We start from the raw sequence: 24,194 nt of genomic DNA, 5'->3' as shown, positions 1-24,194 counted from the left end.
GCTAATTAGAACAGAGTATATATCTCCTACCCAAGGGTGAGAGACATTATACATCATAAATTTCTGTTGTAATTAATGCAGGGTAGAGCTAGCGTAAAGTGGACAATTTGACAATCTTTAATACTAAAACTACTTGGCGTATAGTCATAATCTGTCCGCACGCAAGACATTTGATATATGGTTCAGAATCTCGAAAGAACACGCCAGAGTGCAAGGTTTCCAGAAACTGCACCGGCTGCTAATCCCGTATTTTTTAGAACTTATAGCCGCCGGACAAAGGCGGGACTAAGGGAAACATGGGATGAGGTATGCGATCGCACTATACTCGGCTTAGTCGAATTAGGAAAGCTAACTCAAGAAGAAGCTGCCACACTGGATAAGATGCAGCGCAACTTGAAAGCTATGCCCAGTGGACGCTGGTTATGGGTTGGTGGCACAGACTGGATAACCAAACCAAAGAATTTTTCCGGCGCTTATAATTGCACCTCTACCAATCTCGAAGACTGGAGTGCCTTCGGCTTAATGATGGATCTAGCAATGATGGGCTGTGGTACTGGAGCCGTCTTAGAACCACAATTTATTAACCAGTTGCCTCCAATTCGTAATCAACTGAATGTCACTGTAAAAGGTGAAATTGGCAGCACTCCTGTCCAACAGCGACGTGAATATACTGAAACTCATATAGAAGGAAATAACGTCACTATTCACGTTGGAGATAGCCGTGAAGGTTGGGTTGAATCATATCAAGCCTTATTAGAACTCTCTACTGATGAACAATTTTCAGCAGAAGTTGAAGTATTAGTTGATATCAGCGATGTCCGAAAAGCAGGGGAAACTCTCAACGGTTTTGGAGGAGTTGCTAATCCGGTCAAATTGCCCGGACTTTATCAACGTTGTGCTTCCATCCTGAGTAAAGCTGTAGGACGACAATTAAATTCAGTTGAATGCTGTTTGTTAATCGACCAAGGCGCAGTAACAATTGTTGCTGGAAATATACGCAGAAGTGCGGGGATGCGTCAGTTTGATTCTGGGGATAACCTAGCAGCCACCGCCAAAGATAATTTATGGCAGCAAGATGAAAATGGCAACTGGCGAATTGATCCAGAGCGTGATGCACTTAGGATGGCAAACCATACGAGAGTTTTTCACCGCAAGCCAACCTTAGAAGAATGTCTTGATGCCGTCCGCAAACAATATTACAGCGGAGAGGGAGCGATTCAATGGGCTGGTGAAGCCGTAGCGCGATCGAACATTGATTTGCTACCAACACAGGCTTTGAAAGTTAATTTTTTGCAAGCTTATGAACAAGGAACAGCAAAACAGTGGTTAAAAGAACGTTATCCAAATCTTGATGCTAATGAACTAGAACATCGTTTAGCTCGCTATGGGCTAAATCCGTGTGGTAAGTGATTTTGCCTCACGTTAAAAACCTCGCAAAAACGGGGAAGGCTGAGATGCTAATCCCGTGGTAATCAAAGGAATTAAAAAGTCTTTGACACCGTACAGCGTAGAGAGTGAAACTAGATTACATCCAAAATTGTTGTTTAGAATATAATCTCTCCAAGAGTGCGGGGGCAGATGTGAAAAACACTTTTATTATCTGAAGTCACATCTGCAAAAGGTACGCGGAGCTACTGCAAATAATCAAGCAGTAGAACTAGGGGATAAAAAGCCTCTAGGGTAACAAATTTGGAAATCATCGGTAGTAACTTCCACTGCAATTTGTCAGAGGTTCACCTCAATCAAATTGACCCACGTAACTACAAAGAACAAGAGGAGGCTTTCACTGCTGGGGCGTTATCTGTAGCAGCACTTTTAAATCACAAATTCCTGGAACCACGCTATCAATACAGCCGTGAATTAGACCCAATTGTGGGAGTTTCTTTTACAGGTTTATTTGATTTCTTTGTCCATGCTTTTGGTGTTAATTGGCTGCGCTGGTGGGAGGAAGGAAGACCCGCAACGCCGCAAGGATTAGCTTTCAAGCGTGAGGAAGAAAAATATCTAAGTTCTTGGAAAGATATTGTACATCGGGTGGTTTGGGATTACTGCGATCGCCACAATCTCAAACGCCCAAATCGTTGTACCACAGTGCAACCAAGTGGTACTAAGGCTTTATTAACTAATGCTAGTTCGGGGTGGCATCCTCCCAAAGCGCAAAGATTTATTCGTCGGATCACCTTCGGTAAAAATGACCCAGTAGCCTTAGCTTGTATTGACTATGGTTACAATGTCATTCCTTCTCAATCAGACAAAGATGAACAAGGCAATTTGCTGAACGATCCCTTCGATCCACGGGTGAGTGAATGGCTAGTGGAAATCCCTGTTTCTGTAACTTGGGCTGATTTAGCAGGTGCTGATGAAATTGATGTTTCTAAGTTTTCAGTCTCAGCCCAATTTGATTTTGTCCTCCAGGTTCAACGTTGGTACGTGACTCATAACACATCAGCTACTTTGGAACTTCGCTCTGATGAAATTGAGCCTTTGGGACAGCGCATTTACGAAACCATTCAGAATGATGAGGGATATATTTCAGCTGCTCTTTTAGCGCGTTTTGACGATTTACAATCATTCCCACGTTTGCCATTTGAACCAATTGATAAATCAACTTACGATCGCTTAACTCAAGAGGTGAAAGCGCGACGCAAAACAGATGATTTCTGTGCAGTACTAAGCCGCTACGATTTAGGCGAAATGACAGAGGCTGGCCCTAGTGGTTGTGATTCTGATAAATGTATGTTTCCCGATCAGCAACCAAGCTCATAAGGCGAAATGACGAGGGATTGGGGACTAGGGGCTAGGGACTGTAAAGGAGAGGAAAATAATCAATGCCCAATACAACTCTTGGAGAGGCTACGCCAACGGCTTCGCTCAGTACAAGTGCCCAATGCCCCATAACCAATGCCGTAACACGTTACGATCGCATTAAGAAGTAATAATTTTTTACGGCAGTGCCAGGAGTCTTTTTATGTTCATTAATGAATTGTCACCTATATTCAGAGAATTTACTCGGCATCCAGTCTCATTTGTAGGTGGGTTTTTCTCTGGTGTGCTTCGACTCAATCTTGCAGACGATCCAGTTAAAAGCTGGCTAGATAAACAGATCCGCTCAAATAGTTACACCAGCAGCACCACAACGGATGCACATAACGGCAAAGCCACTGGTCCTCAGCAGATTTCGATTGACTAAAAACTCCAACCTGACATAGTTGAATTTACTACAAAATAAGGAGTCAGTGCTGCCGATGGTAGCGCTGACTCCTACTTTTTACAATCAATATTTGGCATTTGTTATTTTTGCCAGGTGTCTATTGTACTCCTGCAAAGAAGCAAGCTACGGAGAAAGTGTGATGATGAATTACCAACTACGATTAACTGCGTTGCCAAATTTTAATTGTCTTATCCAAACTGCCGCTGACTAACATTTCACCGGAAGCTGTGAAGGCTAATGCTGTGACTATATTCCCATGACCTGTAAACGTAGCCAGCAATTCCCCGGTTTGTAAATGCCACAACTTGATGGTTTTATCAGCACTACCGCTAGCGATAATTTGTCCATCAGGACTTAAAGCGATCGCATATACCCTATCTCTATGTCCTTTGAGGGTATGAAGTAATTCCCCAGTCTCCAATTGCCAAACTTTAATCGTTTGATCCCAACTACCACTCACGAGCAGTTTAGCATCTGCACTGATTGCTAAGGAACAAACGATGTGAGAATGACCCATAAGGGTATGCAGTGGTTGTGCATCTTTTAAACTTTTGATTCCCGTTTGCGGTGAGGTGCGCCAAACTTTGATTTTGCGGTAGCTACCTGTAACTAGAGTTTCGCCGTCTCGACTTAAAACTAGGGAATGAGCAGCTGTATCATCTAAGGAAAGTGCGATCGCAACCTGACGATGCATCAAATCCCAAAAGAGAATTTTTCTATCATCTCCGCCTGTCGCTAACATTCTGCCATCTGGGGTGAAAGCAGCACACCGCACTACCCCATTGTGTTTGTGCAAAATATCTATCAAGTCTAAAGCGCCTACGTGCCAAAGCTTAATTGTCGAATCTGCACCGCAACTTACTAAAGTCTGTCCATCTGAACTAAAAGCTAGGGAATTCACTTCATCCACCAGCCCAGATATTACCCAAGGATACTCTGATAATGTCTCTATTAATTCGCCCTTGCTTAAATCCCAGAGTTTCGTCTCGCCACGACTACCACTTGCCAATATGGGTAAGGCTTTGCCATTGTTACACCCAGAACTGAAAGCTAGGCAATTAATCCCTCTGGTGTGTCCTTGCAAAGTCTGCCAGCATTCCCAGTCACCGACTATACCCTTGAGACAATGTTCTGATGGTAGAGTCTGTATTGTATCTGCGATCGCTCTCTCATTAATTACTGGCGACGTGTCTTTTTTATCCATCAGTGATTCTAAATACCAACTTAACCCCCCTGCATATAACAAATTACTCGGAGTGACATACAGTTTTGGTTCGCTAAATTCAAGTTGATTTGTAGGTAAAAAGCCTGTTATGATACTTTGCTTCTCGTAACCTAAATTACCTGTAGATGGATAAAATAAACAGAGAAAAATTAATACTTGGTGATTTTTTAAATCTTCTTGAGTAACTGACCACCTAATTTTGTCTTTCTTAATACCATTAAAACTTTCTCCATCAGCAACATAAACTTGAACACTTTGCTGAGGATGATCTTTGAGTATATAAGGAAATTTACTTTCGCCACCTAAATTTCCCTCATCATCCAAAATCATGTTTTGCAAAGTATCTTGTGACACCTTTTTTACTAACTTGCCCAAGCGTTCACTTATTATCCTGTCAACAATATGCTCCCGGAAAAGATAATCTTGGGCTTGTTGTTGGAAGTATTTAGGAAAAGGGATCGTCCAGTCAGGAGGCTCAGGATATTCCGGCGGCGTCGGCGGCGGATTTCTGGCGAGAACTTCTGCTTGTTGGCGAGAAAGTTCTTGGAGTCTAGCCAATGGCTCGCCCCAAAAGGCTATAACTTCAGTGTGACAACCTTTAACTTGACTTTTCAGCAAAGATAAGTCATAAGTTTTAGGTTTTTTCACACGTTGAAGGAAGTCAATTTGTTGAGCTTTGAGTAAGCTAATCCAATCCATCTGCATTCCTGCGGCAAACTATTGCATACCTACGGTAAGCTATACAAACGCAATTACTCAAGTTTATAACCTTAGTTAATTAAAAATTCAGTAATATTAACAGTCTAATAAAACACAGCCATTGACAAATGTTTCCGGGAAAGAGATAGATGGATAGCACTTAGACATTTCATGAACTGATGCAGTTGAAGTATATAGAATTAAATGATATCAGTCAATTCTAACGGAGATAGAGATCGAGATACTGTTTCTAGAGAAACACTTCTAGCTGCAAAGGAAAGTTGAATTTGAGACGAATTTAAAGATTGCAGTAACGTTAAGTCAGCAAATAGCTACATAAAAATAACCTAGTAACGATAATTCTGGGAAATATCATCTGAAATCGAAATAAATGGTGAATATTGGCTAATTTTAACCTTTGCGTTTTGGTTGTCTGGGTGTAGTACTTATATCGGATGAGTCGCCAAAAGTATCCCTTGCTTCGATCTGTTTAATTTTCATTTGTAAGTTCAAGTCATCACTGCTAACAATTGTTTCTAAATTCGCTAATCTCCGTTCTAGCATCTCTATTTGTTGCTGGTGCAAATAGTTAATTTTTGATTTTTGCTCATCAGAACGCCAAACTGCAACTGTACCAACAGCTGCGCCACCAATTGCAACTAAAGGAAGAATAGCACCGCTTCTAGTAACGGCTGACAGTGGCACGCAAACTCCAAGAATGGCTACTGTAATTACCCAAATTCTTGTGGTAGCAGATAATCTGACATCTTGGTATTGTTCTAGATTGTGTTGAGGTTTTTTAGCCATAAGTTTATCCACAGAAAAGTTATTTGCTACATTTGCATAAATATTTACTAAATTACTTCCTACCATTGGGTTAGGTATAATTGCTATCTTATATATTTTTGTAATTATGGTTACTCAATTATTTGCGATCGCTATGGTATAAGTCCTGGAAATGCTACCACCCCAGTCATCCGTACATTCCAAGAAGCAATTACTATAGGACGAAATGATAGCTATTTACTACTTTTGGACGGGGCAAATCACTTTTCGATGGCTAATCAGGCAGACTCCACCTTAAAGATACCCTTGTTGGACTTTCCCGCCACCCAACCCCAAGAAAGCTTCCGTTTGCTGATGGTTGAAATGATTAATTTGTTTATTGACACTCATCTTCGCCATCAACCAGAAGCATCTCGGTCGCTTGAGCAATTATTAAATACTGCCAATCCTCTGATAAAATCCTTTGAGCGTAAATAATTAAATTTATTATGACAAGTGCATCTTATATTTTTCTGGCTGGTGCAAGTCGCGGTGTTGGTCGAGAAATTGCTCAATACCTCACAGCACAACAGCTAAAGGTTAAAGCACTCCTGAGAACAGCAACAGTTGCTAGTGAACTAGAAGCAATGGGTATTGAAGTAGTTCAGGGAGATGCCTTGAATCTTGGCGATGTCGAACGCGCAATGCTGACAGAGGAACCTATTCACACCGTTATCAGTACAATTGGCGGTTTACCATCAGATGTAGAAAGGCCGGATTACCCTGGTAACAGAAATTTGATCGATGCAGCAGTTAAAGCTGGAGTGCAAAAGTTTATTCTTGTATCTTCCATAGGTGCTGGCAGTAGTGTTGTTGCTGCCTCACCCCAAGTTTTAGAGGTACTGGGAAAAGTTTTAGCTGAGAAAGACAAAGCCGAACAACACTTAATTGCCAGTGGACTCACCTATACAATCATCCGTCCTGGTGGACTAAAGTCAGAACCAGCAACGGGTAATGGCGTTTTAACCGAAGATCCGCACATTATTGGTAGCATCAATCGTGCAGATGTCGCGCAGTTAGTTGGTCGCAGTTTAAATAGCCAACGTGCCAATAATAAAATATTGTCAGCCGTAGACCGAAATATGCTATTTGGACAAAGAGAATTTGCGGAATTTACTTTAGAGTAATTTAAGCACGCCAGCGGAGTATTTGACCCTTGACAGGATTGACAAATTCTCGTCCTTCAGCAACAGATCGAGCATACTCCCGCTTTAACTGGTAATACCACTGCGCCTGCATATCTGAGTCCTTAATCAGCCGCAGCACAGGATTATATTTCAGTCCAATTTGCTGTTTTTCTACCACCGTTCTGTCTTGGCCAATGAAAGTCCGCGCCAGCACGTGTAACAGTGGCTTGAAAAATCCTACCCAAGGAAGTGTCCAGTAAAGAGCAAAAGTTACCTCCGTTTCTGTGTCTGAAATCGGTGTAACTGCCGTCAAATTAACGACTCGATTATTACCAATGGTGGTTTCTTCAATTCTGACTCCAGGTAAACGAAAGGAAATCTCCGTTTCCGGGACACCACCGCCAATCAGCCAGTATAATCGACCCCCATTCGCAGGTAATCGGTGTCGTCGCATCGTAAAGCCGTAGGGCGAAGCATCAAACTGCTTTACTTCTTCGTGCAATTGCTCATTTCGCCACCACCAAGCGCGATGAACATAAGGTGAATGAGCCGGGTCCATCAGACCTACCACTGCATGATCTATAAAACAAGGAAATTTTACCACCTCTACAAACTGGTGCGAGCGATCGTCAAACCCAGGAATTACCGGAATTTCCATCTCAGAAGCAGGTTTAGGGTTATCGGGATCGGGCATATATATCCAGATATTTCCTTGGGCTTCGCGAACACTATATGACTGCACGTCGAAGCGACTCAAATCTATTTGCTGTTCCTCCACAAGAGAAGGTATCGCAGTACAGCGCCCAGCAGAGTTAAAGCGCCAACCGTGGTAACAGCATTCAACTTCCTGCCCATTGAATCTCCCACAACTCAAGGGCACACCACGATGGGGACAAATGTCCGTCATCGCAGATACTTTGCCATCCTGGCTGCGAACTAACAGCACTGGTTCTCCTAAGAAAATGCGGTCGATCATCATACCTGGCTTGATTTGATTGCTGGGCAAAGCATAGTACCAAGTATTACGTAATACAAAATTATCGTTATTTTTCATAACTAATGGCCTCTGCCTTTGACACAACGAAAGTCCTGGTTTGTGGAAAGGAAGCTGATGCTGGAAAACATTCTTTCAGGTTTTAAATTACTGTAGATAAATTCAACTGATACATTTGTCGATCGCGTTCGTGATTCTCGCAGATTTAGGTTGTTCTGAGAGAACTGTGAGTGTTAAGTTGCATTATTCACCAGAAATTTGTACAAATACCGTTCTTTTACGCGGGCCATCCAACTCAAAAAACAACACAGATTGCCAGGTTCCCAAAGCTAATTTACCATCCACAATGGGAATTATCTCATTTGTGGTCAGCATCATTGCCATCAAATGAGAGTGAGCATTGATCGGCTCATCTTCTGGAACATCTCTTAAATGCAAATCATTATGCAAATAACGGTCTGATTCTGGTGCTATTTTTTGCAAGAATACTTTTATATCTCCTAATAATCTGACTTCATTTTCGTTGATAGCTAACGCTGTTGTAGTGTGTTGAGAAAATACTAAAACTTGTCCATTTTTAATTGATGTTGAGGCAATAAAATCTTGAATTTGTGGAGTGATATTATGAATATTAATTTTTGGCTCAGTTTCAATTTCAATTAACTTATGAATAATTGGCATCTGTTGAATTTTATATTTGGGATTGCGAACTAGGTACGCTAACACAGCTTAACGCTTTCTTGAAGGAGGCAGAAATTGAATGACTTTTAACTCCTAACTATAGTTTCCAAACCTTGTACTAATCTTTGTATACCTTCTTTTGCTGTCTCTTTTTGTAGCGCCCCATAGGCAACGCGTAGATAGCATCCGTCATTTATGCCAAAGGTTGTACCTGGAATAACTGCTACTTTATGTTGCTGGATCAGTTGTTTGACTAACTCAAAAGCATCCATCTGGGTATGAACTTTGAGGAAAAAATAGAAAGCGCCATTGGCAGGGATAATGCTACATAAGCCTTGTAGACGATTAAGAGAGTCTAATACTAGTTGGCGTACCTGAGCGATCGCTCCTATATGACTCTTCAAATATTCCTCTTTTGCCTGCAATGCCCCTAAAGCTGCATATTGAGAAATGACTGGCGGGCAAATCAAAATTGTATCTTGGACTTTTTTAACAGCGACAAGTAAGTGTTTAGGAATGACCATGTAGCCAATGCGCCAACTAGCAAAACCGTATGCTTTAGAAAAGCTATAGAGAGAAATGGTGTACTCGCTGCTATTACTAAATGAGCCAGGTGAAACGTGTTTTACACCGTTATATGTAAAGTATTCATAAGCTTCATCGCTAATGTGGTAAATACTGTGAGTAGCACAAATTTGATTTACTTGCCGCAATGCGGCTTCAGAATAGACAACTCCAGTCGGATTATTTGGTGAAATCGTCACCACAGCCCGTGTTTTGGGAGTAATTGCTTGAGCGATCGCTTCTGGGTGCAATTGGTAATTTTCATCCGTCGCCACTAATACCGCACGACAACCAGCCATTGCGATCGCCATTTCGTGGTTGAAATAGTAGGGCGTATTCAGAATAATTTCGTCGCCTGGGTTAGTGATAGCAAGAATGGCATTCATAAATCCCATATTGCTCCCTGCTGTCACAACGATACGGTTTTCCTCGTTGATTTCAATGCCGTTGAAGGCTTGCAATTTTCCTGCAAGTGCTGTCAGTAAAGGGGGAATTCCCTCAACTGATTTGTATAAATTATTAGCTGGTTCGGCTAAGAATTTGGCTAAAAATTCTATGGCTTCACGTGGTGGGTTGTAAGAAACAACACCTTGTCCTAGAGAGATTGTTCCAGGAGAGTTTTTAATCAGTTCCCCAACCACAGGAATAATTGGCGACTGTATCGCCTGCATACGAGAGGTTAGGGATTCCATATTTTCTTGCCTATGTACCTGCTTTTAGTATCTCTTAATAGGTGAACAACCAACTACTACAGCACGGCGGAAATAAACCACCCATTCCAAATTAATGAAATGTTTACTCGCTACCATTTCAATCTCCAAGTCAAAATCAAAGTTATACCAATACTCCAAGCTGTGGACAGTTTAGCGTTGTATAGCGATCGCCAAAGAACGTACTTTGGTTCTTGATGTCTAAATTTAGGGCGATTTCACGATGATTTTGACCCTCTGATGCCATGATAATATTTTGGCTCATAGCGCTAGGAGTTGCGGCGTGTTGTGTCTGTCGATCAACTGTTGGAGTTGATCTCGCTCGCCATCGCTTAAATTTAATATTTTAGAAGTTAATCTAGCCACATCCTGATTCCTCGATCCGCGCCACCAAATAGATGGCTTTTAACCTGATTATTTATTCTCCCACCAATATGGTCTGTTTATTTCCGCCGACTTGCACTAAGTTCTGGTACTGATTTTAATATCAAGTTAATAAATGTAATGGAAATCCATTTTCTATATTTAATTTTAGGGTTGGATGAATATACGATCCGCTATCTGTGTTGTTTTTTGCTGCATACATGTCTTTTTGTTTTAACCTATCCATACCTTTAAAATTTTGTTTTAAAGGCAATCAATAAGTGTATGCTTCTACAGATCTAAATTTTATTTAGACTATACTTTACGGACACTTTACACAGATTTTAAGCTGAATTGATATTAGTAGATATCTATTTTTTGGAGTGTAAGTTAAAATGCAATTAGAAAGTTAAAGCTTAGATACTGTTAATTAATAAAAATAATGTTTATTTCACAACGTGGCATTATCACCTATGCTTACGGAGCATCTTATTATCTAGAAATGGCAAAGTCATTAGCACGTTCTCTACGTCTTCATTCACCAAATATTCCGCGTGCTATTGTTACTGATAATCAACATGATAAAGATTTGCTAGAACTTTATGATTGCGTTATAAATCTTAAAAAAGAATACGGTTCTAACGTAAAACAAAAGTTTCATCTTTATGATTATTCTCCATTTAAATATACACTTTGTATTGATAGTGATTGCATAGCAGTAAGGGATATTAATTTCATTTTTGATGATTTTAAAGGCAGAAGTTTTAGTGTGGCAGGTGATGTATATCTTCAAGTAGGCGATAAAGATAAATTCGTTAATGTAGATGACACACTCAAACGATTTAATCTGACAAAATTACCTAAATTTAATGGAGGTCTCTATTATTTGGAAAAAAACGATACTGCTAAGGCATTTTTTGAAACCGCACTAGAATTGGCAAGGAATTGGGAAAAGCTAGGTATTAGTGAATTTCGTGGTGATGGCCCTAATGATGAACGTATTTTTGGTCTAGCTATGATGCTACACAATCAAAGTATGTTGGAAGATAATGGTCAGATGATGCGGACACCTATCGGTCTTCGTGGTTCTTTTAATATAGATGCTATTAAAGGTCAATCTACTTTTAAAAAATACAATCAGGTGGTGTCTCCGGCTCTTGTACACTTTGCCTGCGTTTGGGGAGAGCATCCCGTATATCATCGTGAAGTAACAAAGTTAAAAAACCTAGATAAAGATGCAGCCCACCAGGTCAAGTTTAATATATTTTCCGCAATTCAGTATAAGTTTGGCTATCAAATTGCTTTATTAAGATATATAGCTAAACGTGTACCTAAAAATCCTAAATATATTCAAGCTAGAGTGAAAAAACTTTTGATACAATTGCCTGAGTTGATTAAAACTAAATATAGAATTGAGCCAGTTCGGAGCAAATAAAGTTTTCTAAAACTCTGCATTCCTTTGTGCTTAATTTAAATTACTCAAAGCCTGCTTTAGTTACTTTATGTAAAGCTTTAATAGTGTATAATATGCTGTCTGAGGTGTTTGAGGTTCAGGCAGCACTAACAAAGTCTAATAGCGATCGCGCCTCACATCTTTCACTCCTGACAGGTACTAAAAATTATATTTTTGTGAAAACTACAAGGATTGTATCTGTGGGTTTATTCTAGAAACTACACGGTACAGCGCAAATTTGTATGTACCATAAAAATCTGTATTGCCGTACTTTTATGGAAAATCAACTAGGATTAATTCTAAAACTGCTTTTACTCTCGGCTTTGTTATCGGTATTGATTAAGTATGCAGGGCCAAGTCTACCAATTCCGGCGACAGCAACCAACGCGCTGATTATAGTATTCTTGCCGATTGCGATCGTAGCGATCGCTCTACTGTGGCGATTTCAAGCACAAAAACAAAATTAACTCAAAGCATTTACGCACAAGTTCCTAAAATCAGCTAACCTAGCTTAATTACAAGAAAATTGCATCTCGCCAACGGTTGGGAGTTAGCCTGTGAACCTGGGTCAATGGATCGGCTTAATCGCCATAGTTCTTTCTTTATACATCTTGTGGCAAATTCGGGAAGTGCTTTTGCTGATGTTTGCGGCAGTTGTGTTAGCCACCACCTTAAATCGGCTAGCGAAACGCTTCCAAAGCTTTGGGATGAGGCGCGGATTCGCCGTCCTCCTAGCAGTAGCTATCTTTTTCGCAGGTGTCGTGGGTTTTTTCTGGCTAATTGTGCCGCCATTTGCCCAGCAGTTTCAAGAACTAACCTATCAAGTTCCTAGAGGCTTTGGACGCTTTAATAGTTGGCTTGATGCCCTGAGAACTCGTATTCCTGACCAGTTAGTTCCTTATATCCCAGATATCAATAGTCTCATCCAACAAGTACAGCCCTTCGCCAATCGCCTACTGGGAAACTCCTTTGCCTTTGTATCTGGCTCTTTGGAAGTTGTCCTCAAGATTTTGCTAGTGTTGGTTTTAACAGGAATGATGTTAGCCGACCCCGTGGCTTACCGCAAAGTATTTGTCCGGCTTTTCCCCTCATTTTATCGGCGGCGGGTAGATGGGATTTTAGATAAATGTGAAGTCTCTTTGGAGGGATGGATTACAGGCGCTTTCATTGCCATCTTTGTAGTGGGGGTGATGAGTCTGATTGGCTTATCAATTTTGCATGTCAAGGCAGCACTTGCTTTAGCGGTTTTAGCGGGATTTTTTAACTTGATTCCCAATTTGGGGCCAACAATGAGTGTAATCCCAGCAATGGCGATCGCCTTCTTGGATGAACCTTGGAAAGCGATCGCTGTCTTGATTCTCTACTTTATTATTCAACAGATTGAGAGTAATTTCATCACGCCTGTTGTCATGGCGCATCAAGTCTCATTGCTGCCAGCCATAACCTTAATTGCCCAGCTATTTTTCGTCACTTTCTTTGGCTTTTTAGGATTATTTCTAGCGCTACCTTTAACTGTTGTCGCTAAGATTTGGTTACAAGAGGTATTAATTAAAGATGTTTTAGATGAATGGGGAAATAATCATAAAAAAGAGACTGAGTTTGTGATAGTTTCTGAATCTCCTAGAACAGATGATAATTGGACGGCAGAAAATCCAGATATAAATGAGAACCCCTCGATTGATGATGATATCTTGAAAAAATAAGATTAGTCACTCGATTTTCAATGCGGCAATAGGGTTCGGTTAAGGTTTTTTGATGAAAATTTTAGATCGAAAAGATGCTATAAATCACCGTCAATACGAAAGACTAATTATTGTAGAGACGGCGATTCATCGCGTCTCTTGCCTTAACCGAAGATAGCAACAATAATCTCTGGAAAGCCAAAAAACTCAATGACACGAGTTATATGAAGTCTTGCAAATTTTGAAGCTATTGGGATAATGAGTGTTGGAGTGAAAAAACAATAAGATTCCCAACTTCTTAAAAAACTTGGGAATCTCATACTTTTGAGTCAATCTGAATAAATCCTATTTGAAAGAATAGCCATGAGTATGGACACAATTAGCTAATCAGCTATTGTTTGTTCTGGTTTGTTACCTCTGCTTCTGCTTTGTTTGACTCATTAGATGAAGCTGATTCTGTCTTCTCTGATTGCGTCTCACTAGTTTGTTGCAATTGGTTGAGATGAATATTGTTGACTTGAACAATAAAATATTCTAATGCCTGACTTGCCTTTTGTTGCTGTTGGGTTTCGTCAGATACATCATAACAACGATAAGGCAAAGTCACGCCCAATATAAATTTCTCTTGTTCCGCTTCTAATAATTCAACGGCTGTATTAGCAGCAAGGGAATTCTTCTGAAAAGGAAAAGAGGTAACTATACTAGCAACTATAGAAGCAACAGCTGGGCAAAGCACAGGGAGCCACTTGAGCCAAGCTTGTCCTGCTTCTAATTTGTCTACCAGAACTAAAATCGGTGTGACTCCTGATAAAATCACTGTCGCAATTTGCAAACTATAGTAAAGGTTTCTTGATAAACCCCTAATTCTTTTATAATCGTCAATCAAGTCTTGGCTGTATTGTAAAGCCTTCCCTCTTGTCAGAGTCAGTGTATCTTTATCCCAGGAATTAGGATTGGTCAATAAATAACTATAGAGTTCAGCTTTTTTGGTGAGTTCAGATTTATAAGCGGACTGCTTATAGTTCTGATATACTTGTCTATTGATGAGCAACAAAAAAAACAAAAAAGTTAGAGATACTGCTCCAGAAATTACAACTGTTTTATCATCTGAAAGCAAAATAATAAAGAGTCCAGCAGAGACAAAAGCTGCAAGTAGTAAATACTCTATAACCTTCAAGTTAAACAACTTTTTATCATCTGATGGAGAGGATAAATTTTCAATCCTATCGGAAATCTTATTTTGGTTTCTTTGCTCAAGATTAGCTAATTCAGAAGTAGTCATTGCCTCTTACTCAATTCGTTATTAGGTGAAATGTTTCTTTCGGTTGACGTAAAATTATTTCAGTCCAGTAAATCCACTTAATCCTAACCATACATACATTTGATTGATAATGCAAGGTTTTGTCTATAGTAATTTTACGTAGAAAGAAAGTGTTTTGGATACAAATAGCTTGTTTGCCCCAAAAAATATATCATTTTAATTTTGCAATCTTTGGATTGTTTTTTGGAATTTTATCCTTATTCGGGGTGTTAAGCTGTCGCGCAGAGATTGGCGATCGCTATTTCGAGATGAAATTATCCAAAAGCCTCGATCGTCTGCGCCCACAAAGAGCAATGAAAATTTCTTTTCCCTACTCCCTAGTTACAGACGCGATTAATCGTGTTTCTCCCTATTCACCATTCAGCAGGAAGCGCAAGCACTGAGAAGATGCGAACAATTGCAGAAATTAACGAAAAAATTAAGCGCCAACGTGCGGTGGTGTTGACAACTGAAGAATTAAAAGCACGAGTTGTAGAAATCGGTGTTACTAAAGCTGCTAAAGAAGTTGATGTAATTACCACTGGTACTTTTGAGCCGATGGAATCAAGTGGTGCAATTATCAATTTGGGACATACCGATCCCCCAATAAAAATTCGCCGTTGTTGGTTAGATGGCGTGCCAGCATACTCTGGTTTTGGGGCAGTAGATTTATATTTGGGTGCGAGTTGCGCTGTGGAGACGACGGATGGGGAAGAAGTGCGAGAACGTGGTGGTGGTCATGTAATCGAAGATTTGATCGCTGGCAAATCTATACACGTGAAAGCGCAAGGACAAGTAACAGATTGTTACCCCAGAGCAAATTTTGAAACTACAATTACCAGTGACACAATTAATCAGTTTTATTTATTCAATCCGCGCAATCTTTATCAAAATTTTATTGTTGGTGTAAATGGTGGCGATCGCCCCCTTTTTACCTATCTCGGCCCTTTACAACCGCGTCTGGGGAACGCTGTTTATTCTAACCCAGGTGCGATTTCCCCCTTACTCAACGATCCCGATTTGCAACTCGTTGGTATAGGTACTCGAATTTTTTTAGGCGGCGGTATTGGTTATGTCGCTTGGGAAGGCACTCAGCACTTCCCCTTACAAAAGCGTTTAGCTAATCGTACACCGATTGGGCCTTCTGCCACTTTAGCTTTAATTGGTGATGCCAAGCAAATGGATGCTCATTGGGTGCGGGGGTGTTACTTCAAAAGTTATGGCCCCTCATTAATGTTAGGGGTTGGTGTACCGCTACCTGTATTAAATGAACAAGTAATTGAACACTGTGCCGTCCAAGATCGAGACTTAGTAGCCCCAATAGTAGATTTTTCCATTCCCCGGCGCGTCCGTCCCACCTTTGGTTTAGTAAGTTACGCCCAACTAAAATCTGGGTGGATCGCCATAGAGGGCAAAGCAGTACGCTCTGCCCCCTTAGCGAGTTTGTTTTTTTCTAGGCAAGTCGCCCTAGAGTTGAAAAAGTGGATCGAAGCAGGTACGTTTACCCTGACAGAACCAGTTTCTCCAATTCCGATGGAGCGATCTTTTCTACCCCAAGACCGTCGGACGGATTTTTGATTGGAGCAGGGGAGCTGCACTTCGGCTCTCTTTCGGCTCCGCTCAGGGCAAGCCGCTCAGTGACCGAGGAGCAGGGAAGCAGCACTTCGGCTCCCTTCGGCTCCCTTCGGCTCCGCTCAGGGCAAGCCGCTCAGTGACCGAGGAGAAGTAGAGTAAGTCTTTCCCCTCTGCCCCTCTGCCCCTCCGCACCTCTGCCTTTTGTGCCCCATGCCCAATGCCCCATTCCCTAATCTTGAGTCGGTTTCGGTCGCTTGATGGGTTTAGGAGCGGGTGTTCTTGGTATAGGTTTTGACACCACTGAAGGGTCGCCGCCTGTACTTGTTTTCTTGATGGGACGAGGAGTTTCGCCAGTGCGTCTGGGGGGGAATGGTTTTCTACCACCAGCACCACCACCACTGCCAGCACGAGGCCCACCTTTAAATGGTGGTTTGCGTTTTTTGGGCAAATCAGCGATCGCTTCAGCTTTTTCTACTACTAAAACGTCTGCTTCCCGCTTGGCTTGGAAGTCCCAGAATTTACCCACTGCTTTGGTGGTTAGCACACCCCTCAATTTCAACTTAAAATATTTGGGTTTGTCAGTTGATTTACGTGGAGCCTGCCTAATTTTGACTACCAAGCTTTTAGCATCAAAGGATTGGTATACTACTTCACCACGAACAGAAAAACCACCATCTGCAACTTCTGATGAAGGTCTGGGGGCAGTTGTATTTAGTTCAGAGTTCTCGGATAAGCCATCATCGAGTGTCTGTAAATCTTGCAACTCAAAATCCGATTCGTCCTCATCTGTTGAGTTTTTAGCCAGATTTTCTGGCTCCCAAACTCCGACGATTTGGATGTGCAAGGTATCATTTTCTTGTCTAGTACGTGGATATACTACCCACAAGTGTTCTTTTTCTAAGTCTAGATGATTCTTGACTAAGCTCATAATCCGGCCTAGGAGGACGGCATTGAGTTCTACACCATCTGGAGTCAGCAGCGTACCTTGAGTAAATTGTTCGCTGCTAGCATGATAGCGACCTCGGACTAAGCCGATCGCTCGATACTGCATCGGTTCACTGGGAGGCGGAATCGGTTGCTGGCGATTAATCAAGTTCCCATTTGAGTCAGTCTCGCTGTTGTTGACAGGCAAATTGTCAACTTGTTTAGAGGACTGGGCTGCTATATGAACATTAGCGGCTGCCTCTACGTTAGTTGGGCCCTGGTTAGAGGCAGAAGAATTGGAAGATTCAGGCAACGGCATCAGGTCGGAATTCATAAAAACTCCTTGCGGCGGAGACACATCCCATTGTGGGATTTTACAAAGGCAGCTGGAAAGAGCATTTGTGCAACTGATGAAAGTATATTGGCTTTTCACAAAATCACACTAGGGTACTCTATACAATCCTAAAGGCGCTAAATTTAATGTATAAACACTAAATGTCTAATTTAGCGGCTTTACACTAGTTTCGGAAGCATATCATAGCTACAATTCTGACGGCTCCTCCTAAAGTCATCACTTACTTTAGCAGTGTGGATAGTTAATTGTTATAAAATTCACAGGCAATTGGCGGTATTCCGCAAAGTTTTGGAAATTTTTAACTTTACGATTTGTGTAAATGATAATGTCATTAAAATTTAGGAGAAAGACAAAACCGTGTCTCAACCGCGCAATCGTTGGATAGTTCAAGTCGTCTTAGCGGTGGCAATTCTTGCTTTTGTGGGTGTTTCGGTGATTCCCATAATTGGAGCATTTAATAATACGCCACCCTCAAGTCAAAATACCGCTAGCACCAGAGGTAGTTTGTCCTCTGCTGACCAAAAATCAAAACTGGAAGACGAAGCACGGGGTTATGAACAGGTTTTGCAACGGGAACCAGAAAATCAGACTGCGCTTAAGGGTCTGTTACAGGCGCGGCTGCAATTACTGAGTCAAAAAGATAAAAGTGAGGTTAAACCAGCTGATATCCAAGTTGTCATTGAACCCCTAGAAAAGCTAGCAAAGCTGAATCCCGAACAGTCAGAATATTCAGTATTACTAGCTCAAGCCAAACAGCAAATTGGCGATCGCGAAGGAGCCGCTCAAGCTTATCGCTCGATTTTGTCCACGAAACCAGGCGATTTGAAGGCTTTGCAAGGAATGGTGGCTTTATTGATCAGTCAGCAACGCCCGGAAGCAGCCATTGGTTTATTGCAAGAAACCCTATCTAATGCAGCCCAAGCAAATACAATTCAGCCTGGAAGTGTAGATATAGTAGCCGTGCAGGTACTGTTAGGTTCTGTTCATGCTTCCCAGAAACGCTACGCTCAAGCTAGCTCTGTATATGACCAGGCAATTAAGAAAGATCCCAAAGATTTTCGCCCCGTCGTGGCAAAAGCGATGCTTCTGAAACAACAGGGCAAAGATGCAGATGCAAAACCTTTATTTGATAGTGCCGCAGCTTTAGCACCTGCTAAGTACAGAGACGAAATTAAGAAGGCAGGAACGGTTTCCCCCATTCCTAAATCTGCGACCTCTCCCGCGCCTTCAGTGGGAAATACTCCTAAGTAATGGGCATTGGGGAAGAGGAGGCAGGAGGCAGGAGGCAGGAGGCAGGAGGCAGGAGGCAGGAGGCAGGAGGCAGGAGGCAGGAGGCAGGAGGCAAAAGTTCTTTAATTTTGAATTTTGAATTTTGAATTGATTTCTCCCCTGCTTCTTCCCCTCATGCTCCTTCAATGGCAGCAACAATACCAAAGACTAAAAACAGGCATCCGCCAATCAGGGTGAGTTGACGCTCAGAAATGCGTCCGGCAATCATTTTGCCGCCGATAACTGCGATCGCAGCACAAATGGCATGTCCTAAAATTGCACCGATTGTCACTCCAATGGGATTATTACCAGCCGCTAGAGCAATGGTGGCAATTTGGGTGCGATCGCCCCACTCTGCCATAAATGTCAACACAAAGGCTTCTATAACAATTGCCAAACCAGTCTTTTGCTTTGGTAACTGCAAATCTGCTTGTTTCACCGCAGCTTCAGCTTCTTCCACAACTTCTGTATCACAAGCAGCAGCGGACATCTTACTAGCGTCATACAACAGCTTGATACCGAAGGCAATAAATAAAGCTATTTCGGCGTAATGAATATAAACTTTTGGCAACAAAGATACCGCTTGTCCAAATAGCACCGAAAGGATTGTCATCGCGGCTAAAGCAGCTGTCACACCGATAAATACCAGCCGCCGCGGGTGGTGCATTGCCAAAATTACAGCAATAAAAAATGTTTTATCGCCTAGTTCTGAAACTGTAATTAGTAATAAACCTGCGGTAAAAGCTGTTAACACTCTCTCAAGCTCCTGAAGAATCGTTTACCGATGTGAAGCTTGATGAGAACCAAAAGACCTCACCAAGTTTACACTTTTCGGTGTGAACTTAGTGAAGGTCTCGCTTTCAAATATTTGATTACTTGCCATCTGAACCAGGCTCATCGCCAGTATGTTGATTCAGATGTACTGGCTTTCAAGTTTTTTGCCAGCAGCTACTCCCCTTCTATGCGTCCGTCATTATACATATTTTCCATGTATTAAGTCAAGAGAGTAGGCATATAGAGGTATAACTGTAGAGTGAAGCGTTACATACAGACCGATTCAGGGCTTATTGAGGTAAAAACTCATCATCTGTGACTTCTGCTAGCTGATATGGGCAGTTCAGAGGAAAGGATTCCATTGACAAACCAGTTTCAGCTTTTGCTTGCTTAACCGCTTGTGTGTAACACTCAGCAAAAACTATCTCAATATAGGATTTGAGACTAGGTGAATCATCTAGAGCTTCTTTGACACGTCTACGATGTTCAATGATGCTTCCTTCCCAGCTACCGCTTCTTTTGTCGGGCTGAAATTGCCATTTGAGCAAATGTATCAGAATTACAATCAGATTACTCTTGAGACTCCGGCGCTCACTCCTTCCTATATCAGCAATTTCTTCAATTAGGTTCTCCCACTCAACGTTTGCGTAATCCTGACTTTGCAATTTTTCTACAGTCGTTTCTATCCATTGCAAGTAATCAGTTTCATATAGGGTTTGGGAATGCGCCTTTAGGGAAGACATAGCAGTTTCCATAGGAAATGTTTAGATAATATCTCACATATCTTTACAATTAACATCGGTACGTTAAAATGTAACGCATTCTACGGGCTAAAGTAATTGCCAATTGTCTGACTAATCAACTTTAAGCTTTGCCAATATCTCTAGGCGTTTTAGATAATTATTCATGTGTTCAGCACTCTTTGTTGGAACATAACTATCGTTGTACAGATAAATTTTGTCTGTATTTGAATCACCTTTGTAAGAAAGTTTTGCTGCTGTTGCTAAACCTATACCTTTCAATTCAATGCAAATAGGATACTCTTCATACTTGATGTGTTCCTTTGTTTTGAAACCAACTGGCTTGTATTCTCTATTAAGCACTACGTATTTTCCATCAAGTTGTTTTTCAATGCAATAAGGAAGAAATACTGCACTGAAATCGTTAAGCGCCATATCATTTCCTTTGTCTACAACTTTACTAAAGTTAGAGGTGACGTAATAATCACCTCAACTATTACTTACCTGCACATGATGCCAATTCATTCAAAAAAATGAATCTATGAATCATGCACAAGGATAACGCCAAGTCCTGTATCATCAGGCAAGTCCAACCAACTTGGCGCTTAGTTCCCATAAGCGATCGCCTTTGTCGTCATCGCGGGCTTGAGGAGAGACTTTTTGCACAAAAGACTTGCCATCTTTCTTCTGGCGATTTCCCCAACTCCAATAGACACCGGATTGATTATACTCAGGATCGGCAACCACGGCAGCAACCCGTTCTCCCGCCAACTCTTGAGACACATATCCCCCAGTGATGTACTTCTGGAATAAGGGGAAGATTTTCTGAAACAGGGGATAGTGGTTTCTAAATAGCGGCGTTTCTGCAACACATCCCGGATAAAGAGAATTGAAGACGATACCAGTTGACTCGTGATAGCGCTCGTGCAGTTCCCGCATAGTCAGCACGTTGCAAACCTTGCTATCTTTGTAAGCTTTGACTGGTTCAAATTTTTTGCCATCAATCATCGATATTGGCTCTTTAAACCCTTCTGCAAAGCCTTGCAAATCGCCTAAGTCGGGACGTGGTGGAATCTTTCCACCTAATTCGTCTGGATTGTGCGTGACTGTTCCTAAAATTACGAGCCTTGGCTCTAAAGATGATTTCTTCAGATCCTCTATCATCAGGTTGCACAATAGGAAATGCCCTAGATGATTAGTAGTGACAGTTAACTCGTAACCTTCTGGACTGCGTAACGGCTCTTTGATTAAGGGCATATAAATTGCAGCGTTGCACACTAAAGCGTCTAGAGACTTGCCAGTGGCTCGGAAGTTCTTCACAAACTGTCGAACACTTTCCAAGGAGCCAAGGTCAATATGTATGCTGGTATAACTGTTGTAGGGGATTTCCACATCTTGAGCAGCTTTTTGTGCCTTTGCTAAATCCCGACAGGCTAACACCACATACCATCCTTTATCAGCAAGAGCTTTTGCAGCATACAAACCCACCCCCGAAGAAGCACCTGTAATTACAACCGTTGGCTTCTGATGTTGTTCCATTGTGTTCGCACTCCATTGACTGTCTCTAGGATCTCATACCAGTGAGCCATGATTGTCACCAGGTTTTTCAGGACTGTATTTAGGCTGAACTAACGCCCTTCCATTACTCTCAGAAAACAATAATCGAAGCAGAAGGCAGAAGAGAAGAGGATTTTACTTGTTTCTTCCATCCATAACGGAAGCGAGCGCGTCCGTAAACAGCTTTTGTCACTTTGGGAGAATCCAATCGCTCAAACGGTTACGGGGCTTTAATTTCTACTTTTTGTCTATAAATTTTAGTTTCTGTTGGAAATTAAAGCCTCAAACCTAGACTAAATCCAAGTCTCAGAATTTGGCTGAGATTATTCTTTTCCGAGAGTGATAAAAGAGGGCTAAGTAAGTGGGCGAAAAAATCCCCAAGTATTTTACGAAATGTAAATACAGCACATACTTTACCAATTCGTTATTTCACCGTTTTTACAAAACTAAATATATATTGGTTTTATCGTGCTTACCGACTTAACCTCTATACAAAAAACTTTCAAAAAAGTAATTGTAATAACATTTTTGGTATACTCATGAATGCAATCATAACTTTTTCTGTTTTTAAATATTTTTTTTTCAGATATATTTCAGATGTATATTATTACTAGGCTGAAAAGTATAAGTAAATTGCCTAGCAGTTTAACAATTTATTCTCTGTGGATAAGCTTCTACAATCTGTAAAAAAAATTCTCCAAGACAAGCCTCTCGATCCAATTCAGTGGTTTGTGCTCTATCAATCGTGGTTGGGTAAAACTTATGGTGAGATGGCAGAGGTATCAGGCTACGGCAACAATTACATCAAGGAAGTTGGTTCTGAGTTGTGGCAAGACCTTTCTATAGCACTTGGAAAAAGAATAACGAAAAAAAATCTGCATTTAGCCTTGAATAAACACTTACAAGACGAGTTAGGTAATCAAGAAAACCAGCTCCAAGAAAACTTTGGTGAAGAATCTAGCTTAGAAATTGTTTCTCCAGACTTTTTTTCAGCAAGCAAGATAGAATTTCCTAGCGGCCCTGTAGCACTAGGTTCTCATCTTTACATCAATCACCCTTCTCTGGAAGAACTTGTTTGTAATGAGATTTTACATCCTGGTTGCTTAATCAGGCTCAAAGCACCTAGAAAGATGGGAAAAAGTTCTCTACTCAATCGGATAATTGCTTATGCTAGAGAGCAAGATTATCAAATTGTCTATTTGGACTTTCAAGAAGCTGACCAAGACGTTTTTGCTTGCCTGGATAAATTTTTGCGTTGGTTTTGTGTAAATGTCAGTAGGCAGTTAAATCTCCTTCCTTGTGTAGATGATTTTTGGGATATAGAAATGGGCAGCAAGGTAAGCTGCAAAATCTATTTTGAAGCTTATCTGTTGCAATACATTAATGATAGTCCTGTAGTTTTGGCTTTGAATGAAGTCCATCGGATTTTTGAACATCCCAAAATTGCCCAAGACTTTCTGCCAATGCTGCGGTTTTGGCACGAACAAGCAAAGCAAGATCGGACTTGGCAAAAACTACGGATGATAGTGGTTCACACCACAGAAATTTATATTCCGCTTAAGCTCAACCAATCGCCTTTCAATGTAGGGATAACAATTACACTACCACCATTTACCCTTAAGCAAGTACAGAGTTTAGCATTACGTTACGGACTAGATTGGGCAGAAAACTCGGAAGGGGCAAAACGCCTTGCACCCCTACAAGCAATGGTAGGAGGACATCCCTATCTGGTGAGCCTTGCATTTTATCATCTATGTCAGGGTGGAATGACGCTAGAGGTGTTATTAGAAACTGCATCTATACCAGTAGGAATTTACGGTCAGCATTTACGAGAACTGTTGACACTACTGCAAAAAGAACCAGAATTAATGTTAGCGATGGAACAGGTAATTGCAACAGATGAAAAAGTGGAGTTAGACGCGATCGCTGCTTACAAACTAGAAAGTATGGGTTTGGTTCAACTAAACGGCAATCAAGCTAGTGCCATGTGTGAGTTATATCGTCTTTATTTTAGTCAACAGTTTGGAAAGCAAAATAGTGCTAATGCTTCTCTTAAATTTTCACACTAGTTTTAAGAGTCCATAGTAAGGACTAAAATTTTACTATGAACCTAATATTTCATTGAAATTCTGAGCATCTTATCAAATTTACCTATGCAAATTTCTT

22 protein-coding genes and 2 pseudogenes are annotated in these 24,194 nt (G+C 41.1%); 12 read left to right on the top strand and 12 right to left on the bottom strand.

Annotated features, from left to right (window positions below; translation table 11 throughout):
* Nucleotides 1–177 precede the first annotated feature (177 nt).
* From nrdJ (AC1F2U_RS26425) to AC1F2U_RS26415, 3 genes and pseudogenes are all read left to right on the top strand, one after another.
* A pseudogene (nrdJ, locus tag AC1F2U_RS26425) lies at nucleotides 178–1,407 on the top strand (ribonucleoside-triphosphate reductase, adenosylcobalamin-dependent); the annotation flags it as partial.
* A gap of 285 nt (nucleotides 1,408–1,692) precedes the next feature.
* A pseudogene (gene nrdJ, locus AC1F2U_RS26420) lies at nucleotides 1,693–2,766 on the top strand (ribonucleoside-triphosphate reductase, adenosylcobalamin-dependent); the annotation flags it as partial.
* 202 nt (nucleotides 2,767–2,968) lie between these two features.
* Nucleotides 2,969–3,190: a ssl0294 family protein gene (locus AC1F2U_RS26415; RefSeq protein ID WP_480263789.1), complete on the top strand. Its 222-nt coding sequence runs from the start codon at nucleotides 2,969–2,971 to the stop codon at nucleotides 3,188–3,190.
* Nucleotides 3,191–3,371: 181 nt separating this feature from the next.
* Here the strand turns inward: AC1F2U_RS26415 and AC1F2U_RS26410 are convergent, their stop codons facing one another.
* Nucleotides 3,372–5,141: a WD40 repeat domain-containing protein gene (locus AC1F2U_RS26410; RefSeq protein ID WP_480263788.1), complete on the bottom strand. Its 1,770-nt coding sequence runs from the start codon at nucleotides 5,139–5,141 to the stop codon at nucleotides 3,372–3,374.
* A gap of 405 nt (nucleotides 5,142–5,546) precedes the next feature.
* Complete coding sequence (locus tag AC1F2U_RS26405) at nucleotides 5,547–5,942, bottom strand: hypothetical protein (RefSeq protein WP_480263787.1); 396 nt, start codon at nucleotides 5,940–5,942, stop codon at nucleotides 5,547–5,549.
* Between the two features lie 249 nt (nucleotides 5,943–6,191).
* Here AC1F2U_RS26405 and AC1F2U_RS26400 point away from each other — a divergent pair, with 249 nt between their 5' ends.
* The gene (locus AC1F2U_RS26400) at nucleotides 6,192–6,398 is read left to right on the top strand and encodes a hypothetical protein (RefSeq protein ID WP_480263786.1); all 207 of its coding nucleotides are present in this window, start codon (nucleotides 6,192–6,194) and stop codon (nucleotides 6,396–6,398) included.
* Nucleotides 6,399–6,409: 11 nt separating this feature from the next.
* A complete protein-coding gene (locus AC1F2U_RS26395) occupies nucleotides 6,410–7,087 on the top strand; it encodes an SDR family oxidoreductase (RefSeq protein WP_480263785.1) in 678 nt (225 codons plus the stop codon).
* 1 nt (nucleotide 7,088) lies between these two features.
* Here AC1F2U_RS26395 and AC1F2U_RS26390 read toward each other — a convergent pair whose 3' ends face one another.
* The 4 genes from AC1F2U_RS26390 to AC1F2U_RS26375 form a co-directional block, all read right to left on the bottom strand.
* A complete protein-coding gene (locus AC1F2U_RS26390; protein ID WP_480263784.1) occupies nucleotides 7,089–8,141 on the bottom strand; it encodes a Rieske 2Fe-2S domain-containing protein in 1,053 nt (350 codons plus the stop codon).
* Between the two features lie 183 nt (nucleotides 8,142–8,324).
* Nucleotides 8,325–8,762 carry a secondary thiamine-phosphate synthase enzyme YjbQ gene (locus tag AC1F2U_RS26385; RefSeq protein WP_480263783.1) on the bottom strand — a complete coding sequence of 146 codons (438 nt, stop codon included), beginning with the start codon at nucleotides 8,760–8,762 and terminating at the stop codon, nucleotides 8,325–8,327.
* Nucleotides 8,763–8,848: 86 nt separating this feature from the next.
* Entirely contained in the window at nucleotides 8,849–10,018 is a 1,170-nt protein-coding gene (locus tag AC1F2U_RS26380) for a pyridoxal phosphate-dependent aminotransferase (protein ID WP_480263781.1), read from the bottom strand.
* 142 nt (nucleotides 10,019–10,160) lie between these two features.
* Nucleotides 10,161–10,301, bottom strand: coding sequence for a hypothetical protein (locus AC1F2U_RS26375; RefSeq protein WP_480263780.1), 141 nt, complete (start codon nucleotides 10,299–10,301; stop codon nucleotides 10,161–10,163).
* Nucleotides 10,302–10,841: 540 nt separating this feature from the next.
* On the opposite strand from AC1F2U_RS26375, the gene AC1F2U_RS26370 reads away from it, so the two are divergent.
* From AC1F2U_RS26370 to AC1F2U_RS26360, 3 genes are all read left to right on the top strand, one after another.
* The gene (locus AC1F2U_RS26370) at nucleotides 10,842–11,834 is read left to right on the top strand and encodes a hypothetical protein (protein WP_480263779.1); all 993 of its coding nucleotides are present in this window, start codon (nucleotides 10,842–10,844) and stop codon (nucleotides 11,832–11,834) included.
* A 293-nt stretch (nucleotides 11,835–12,127) separates the two neighbouring features.
* Nucleotides 12,128–12,319, top strand: coding sequence for a hypothetical protein (locus tag AC1F2U_RS26365; protein WP_289800122.1), 192 nt, complete (start codon nucleotides 12,128–12,130; stop codon nucleotides 12,317–12,319).
* A gap of 90 nt (nucleotides 12,320–12,409) precedes the next feature.
* Entirely contained in the window at nucleotides 12,410–13,555 is a 1,146-nt protein-coding gene (locus tag AC1F2U_RS26360) for an AI-2E family transporter (RefSeq protein ID WP_480263778.1), read from the top strand.
* 370 nt (nucleotides 13,556–13,925) lie between these two features.
* Here the strand turns inward: AC1F2U_RS26360 and AC1F2U_RS26355 are convergent, their stop codons facing one another.
* Nucleotides 13,926–14,816, bottom strand: a complete 891-nt coding sequence (locus AC1F2U_RS26355; RefSeq protein WP_480263777.1) for a DUF4231 domain-containing protein — start codon at nucleotides 14,814–14,816, stop codon at nucleotides 13,926–13,928.
* Between the two features lie 245 nt (nucleotides 14,817–15,061).
* Between AC1F2U_RS26355 and AC1F2U_RS26350 the strand changes: the two genes are divergently transcribed.
* Together AC1F2U_RS26350 and AC1F2U_RS26345 are read left to right on the top strand one after the other, a co-directional pair.
* Complete coding sequence (locus tag AC1F2U_RS26350) at nucleotides 15,062–15,238, top strand: hypothetical protein (protein ID WP_480263776.1); 177 nt, start codon at nucleotides 15,062–15,064, stop codon at nucleotides 15,236–15,238.
* Between the two features lie 4 nt (nucleotides 15,239–15,242).
* A complete protein-coding gene (locus AC1F2U_RS26345; RefSeq protein ID WP_322715079.1) occupies nucleotides 15,243–16,412 on the top strand; it encodes a homocysteine biosynthesis protein in 1,170 nt (389 codons plus the stop codon).
* 226 nt (nucleotides 16,413–16,638) lie between these two features.
* Here the strand turns inward: AC1F2U_RS26345 and AC1F2U_RS26340 are convergent, their stop codons facing one another.
* Nucleotides 16,639–17,667, bottom strand: a complete 1,029-nt coding sequence (locus AC1F2U_RS26340; protein ID WP_480263775.1) for a hypothetical protein — start codon at nucleotides 17,665–17,667, stop codon at nucleotides 16,639–16,641.
* Nucleotides 17,668–18,045: 378 nt separating this feature from the next.
* Between AC1F2U_RS26340 and AC1F2U_RS26335 the strand changes: the two genes are divergently transcribed.
* Complete coding sequence (locus tag AC1F2U_RS26335; protein WP_480263774.1) at nucleotides 18,046–18,939, top strand: tetratricopeptide repeat protein; 894 nt, start codon at nucleotides 18,046–18,048, stop codon at nucleotides 18,937–18,939.
* 151 nt (nucleotides 18,940–19,090) lie between these two features.
* Here AC1F2U_RS26335 and AC1F2U_RS26330 read toward each other — a convergent pair whose 3' ends face one another.
* From AC1F2U_RS26330 to AC1F2U_RS26315, 4 genes are all read right to left on the bottom strand, one after another.
* Complete coding sequence (locus AC1F2U_RS26330) at nucleotides 19,091–19,711, bottom strand: TMEM165/GDT1 family protein (protein ID WP_480263773.1); 621 nt, start codon at nucleotides 19,709–19,711, stop codon at nucleotides 19,091–19,093.
* A 310-nt stretch (nucleotides 19,712–20,021) separates the two neighbouring features.
* Complete coding sequence (locus AC1F2U_RS26325; protein ID WP_480263772.1) at nucleotides 20,022–20,474, bottom strand: DUF29 domain-containing protein; 453 nt, start codon at nucleotides 20,472–20,474, stop codon at nucleotides 20,022–20,024.
* A 111-nt stretch (nucleotides 20,475–20,585) separates the two neighbouring features.
* Complete coding sequence (locus AC1F2U_RS26320) at nucleotides 20,586–20,906, bottom strand: hypothetical protein (protein ID WP_480263771.1); 321 nt, start codon at nucleotides 20,904–20,906, stop codon at nucleotides 20,586–20,588.
* Nucleotides 20,907–21,050: 144 nt separating this feature from the next.
* Complete coding sequence (locus tag AC1F2U_RS26315; protein WP_480263770.1) at nucleotides 21,051–22,010, bottom strand: protochlorophyllide reductase; 960 nt, start codon at nucleotides 22,008–22,010, stop codon at nucleotides 21,051–21,053.
* Nucleotides 22,011–22,690: 680 nt separating this feature from the next.
* Between AC1F2U_RS26315 and AC1F2U_RS26310 the strand changes: the two genes are divergently transcribed.
* Nucleotides 22,691–24,097 carry an AAA-like domain-containing protein gene (locus AC1F2U_RS26310; protein WP_480263769.1) on the top strand — a complete coding sequence of 469 codons (1,407 nt, stop codon included), beginning with the start codon at nucleotides 22,691–22,693 and terminating at the stop codon, nucleotides 24,095–24,097.
* The last annotated feature ends 97 nt before the right edge of the window (nucleotides 24,098–24,194 follow it).

It is taken from the genome of Nostoc sp. LEGE 12454 (genome assembly GCF_056620565.1).
The sequence above is the reverse complement of the archived record's forward strand: the minus strand, read 5'-3'. Positions and strand labels throughout refer to the sequence as shown.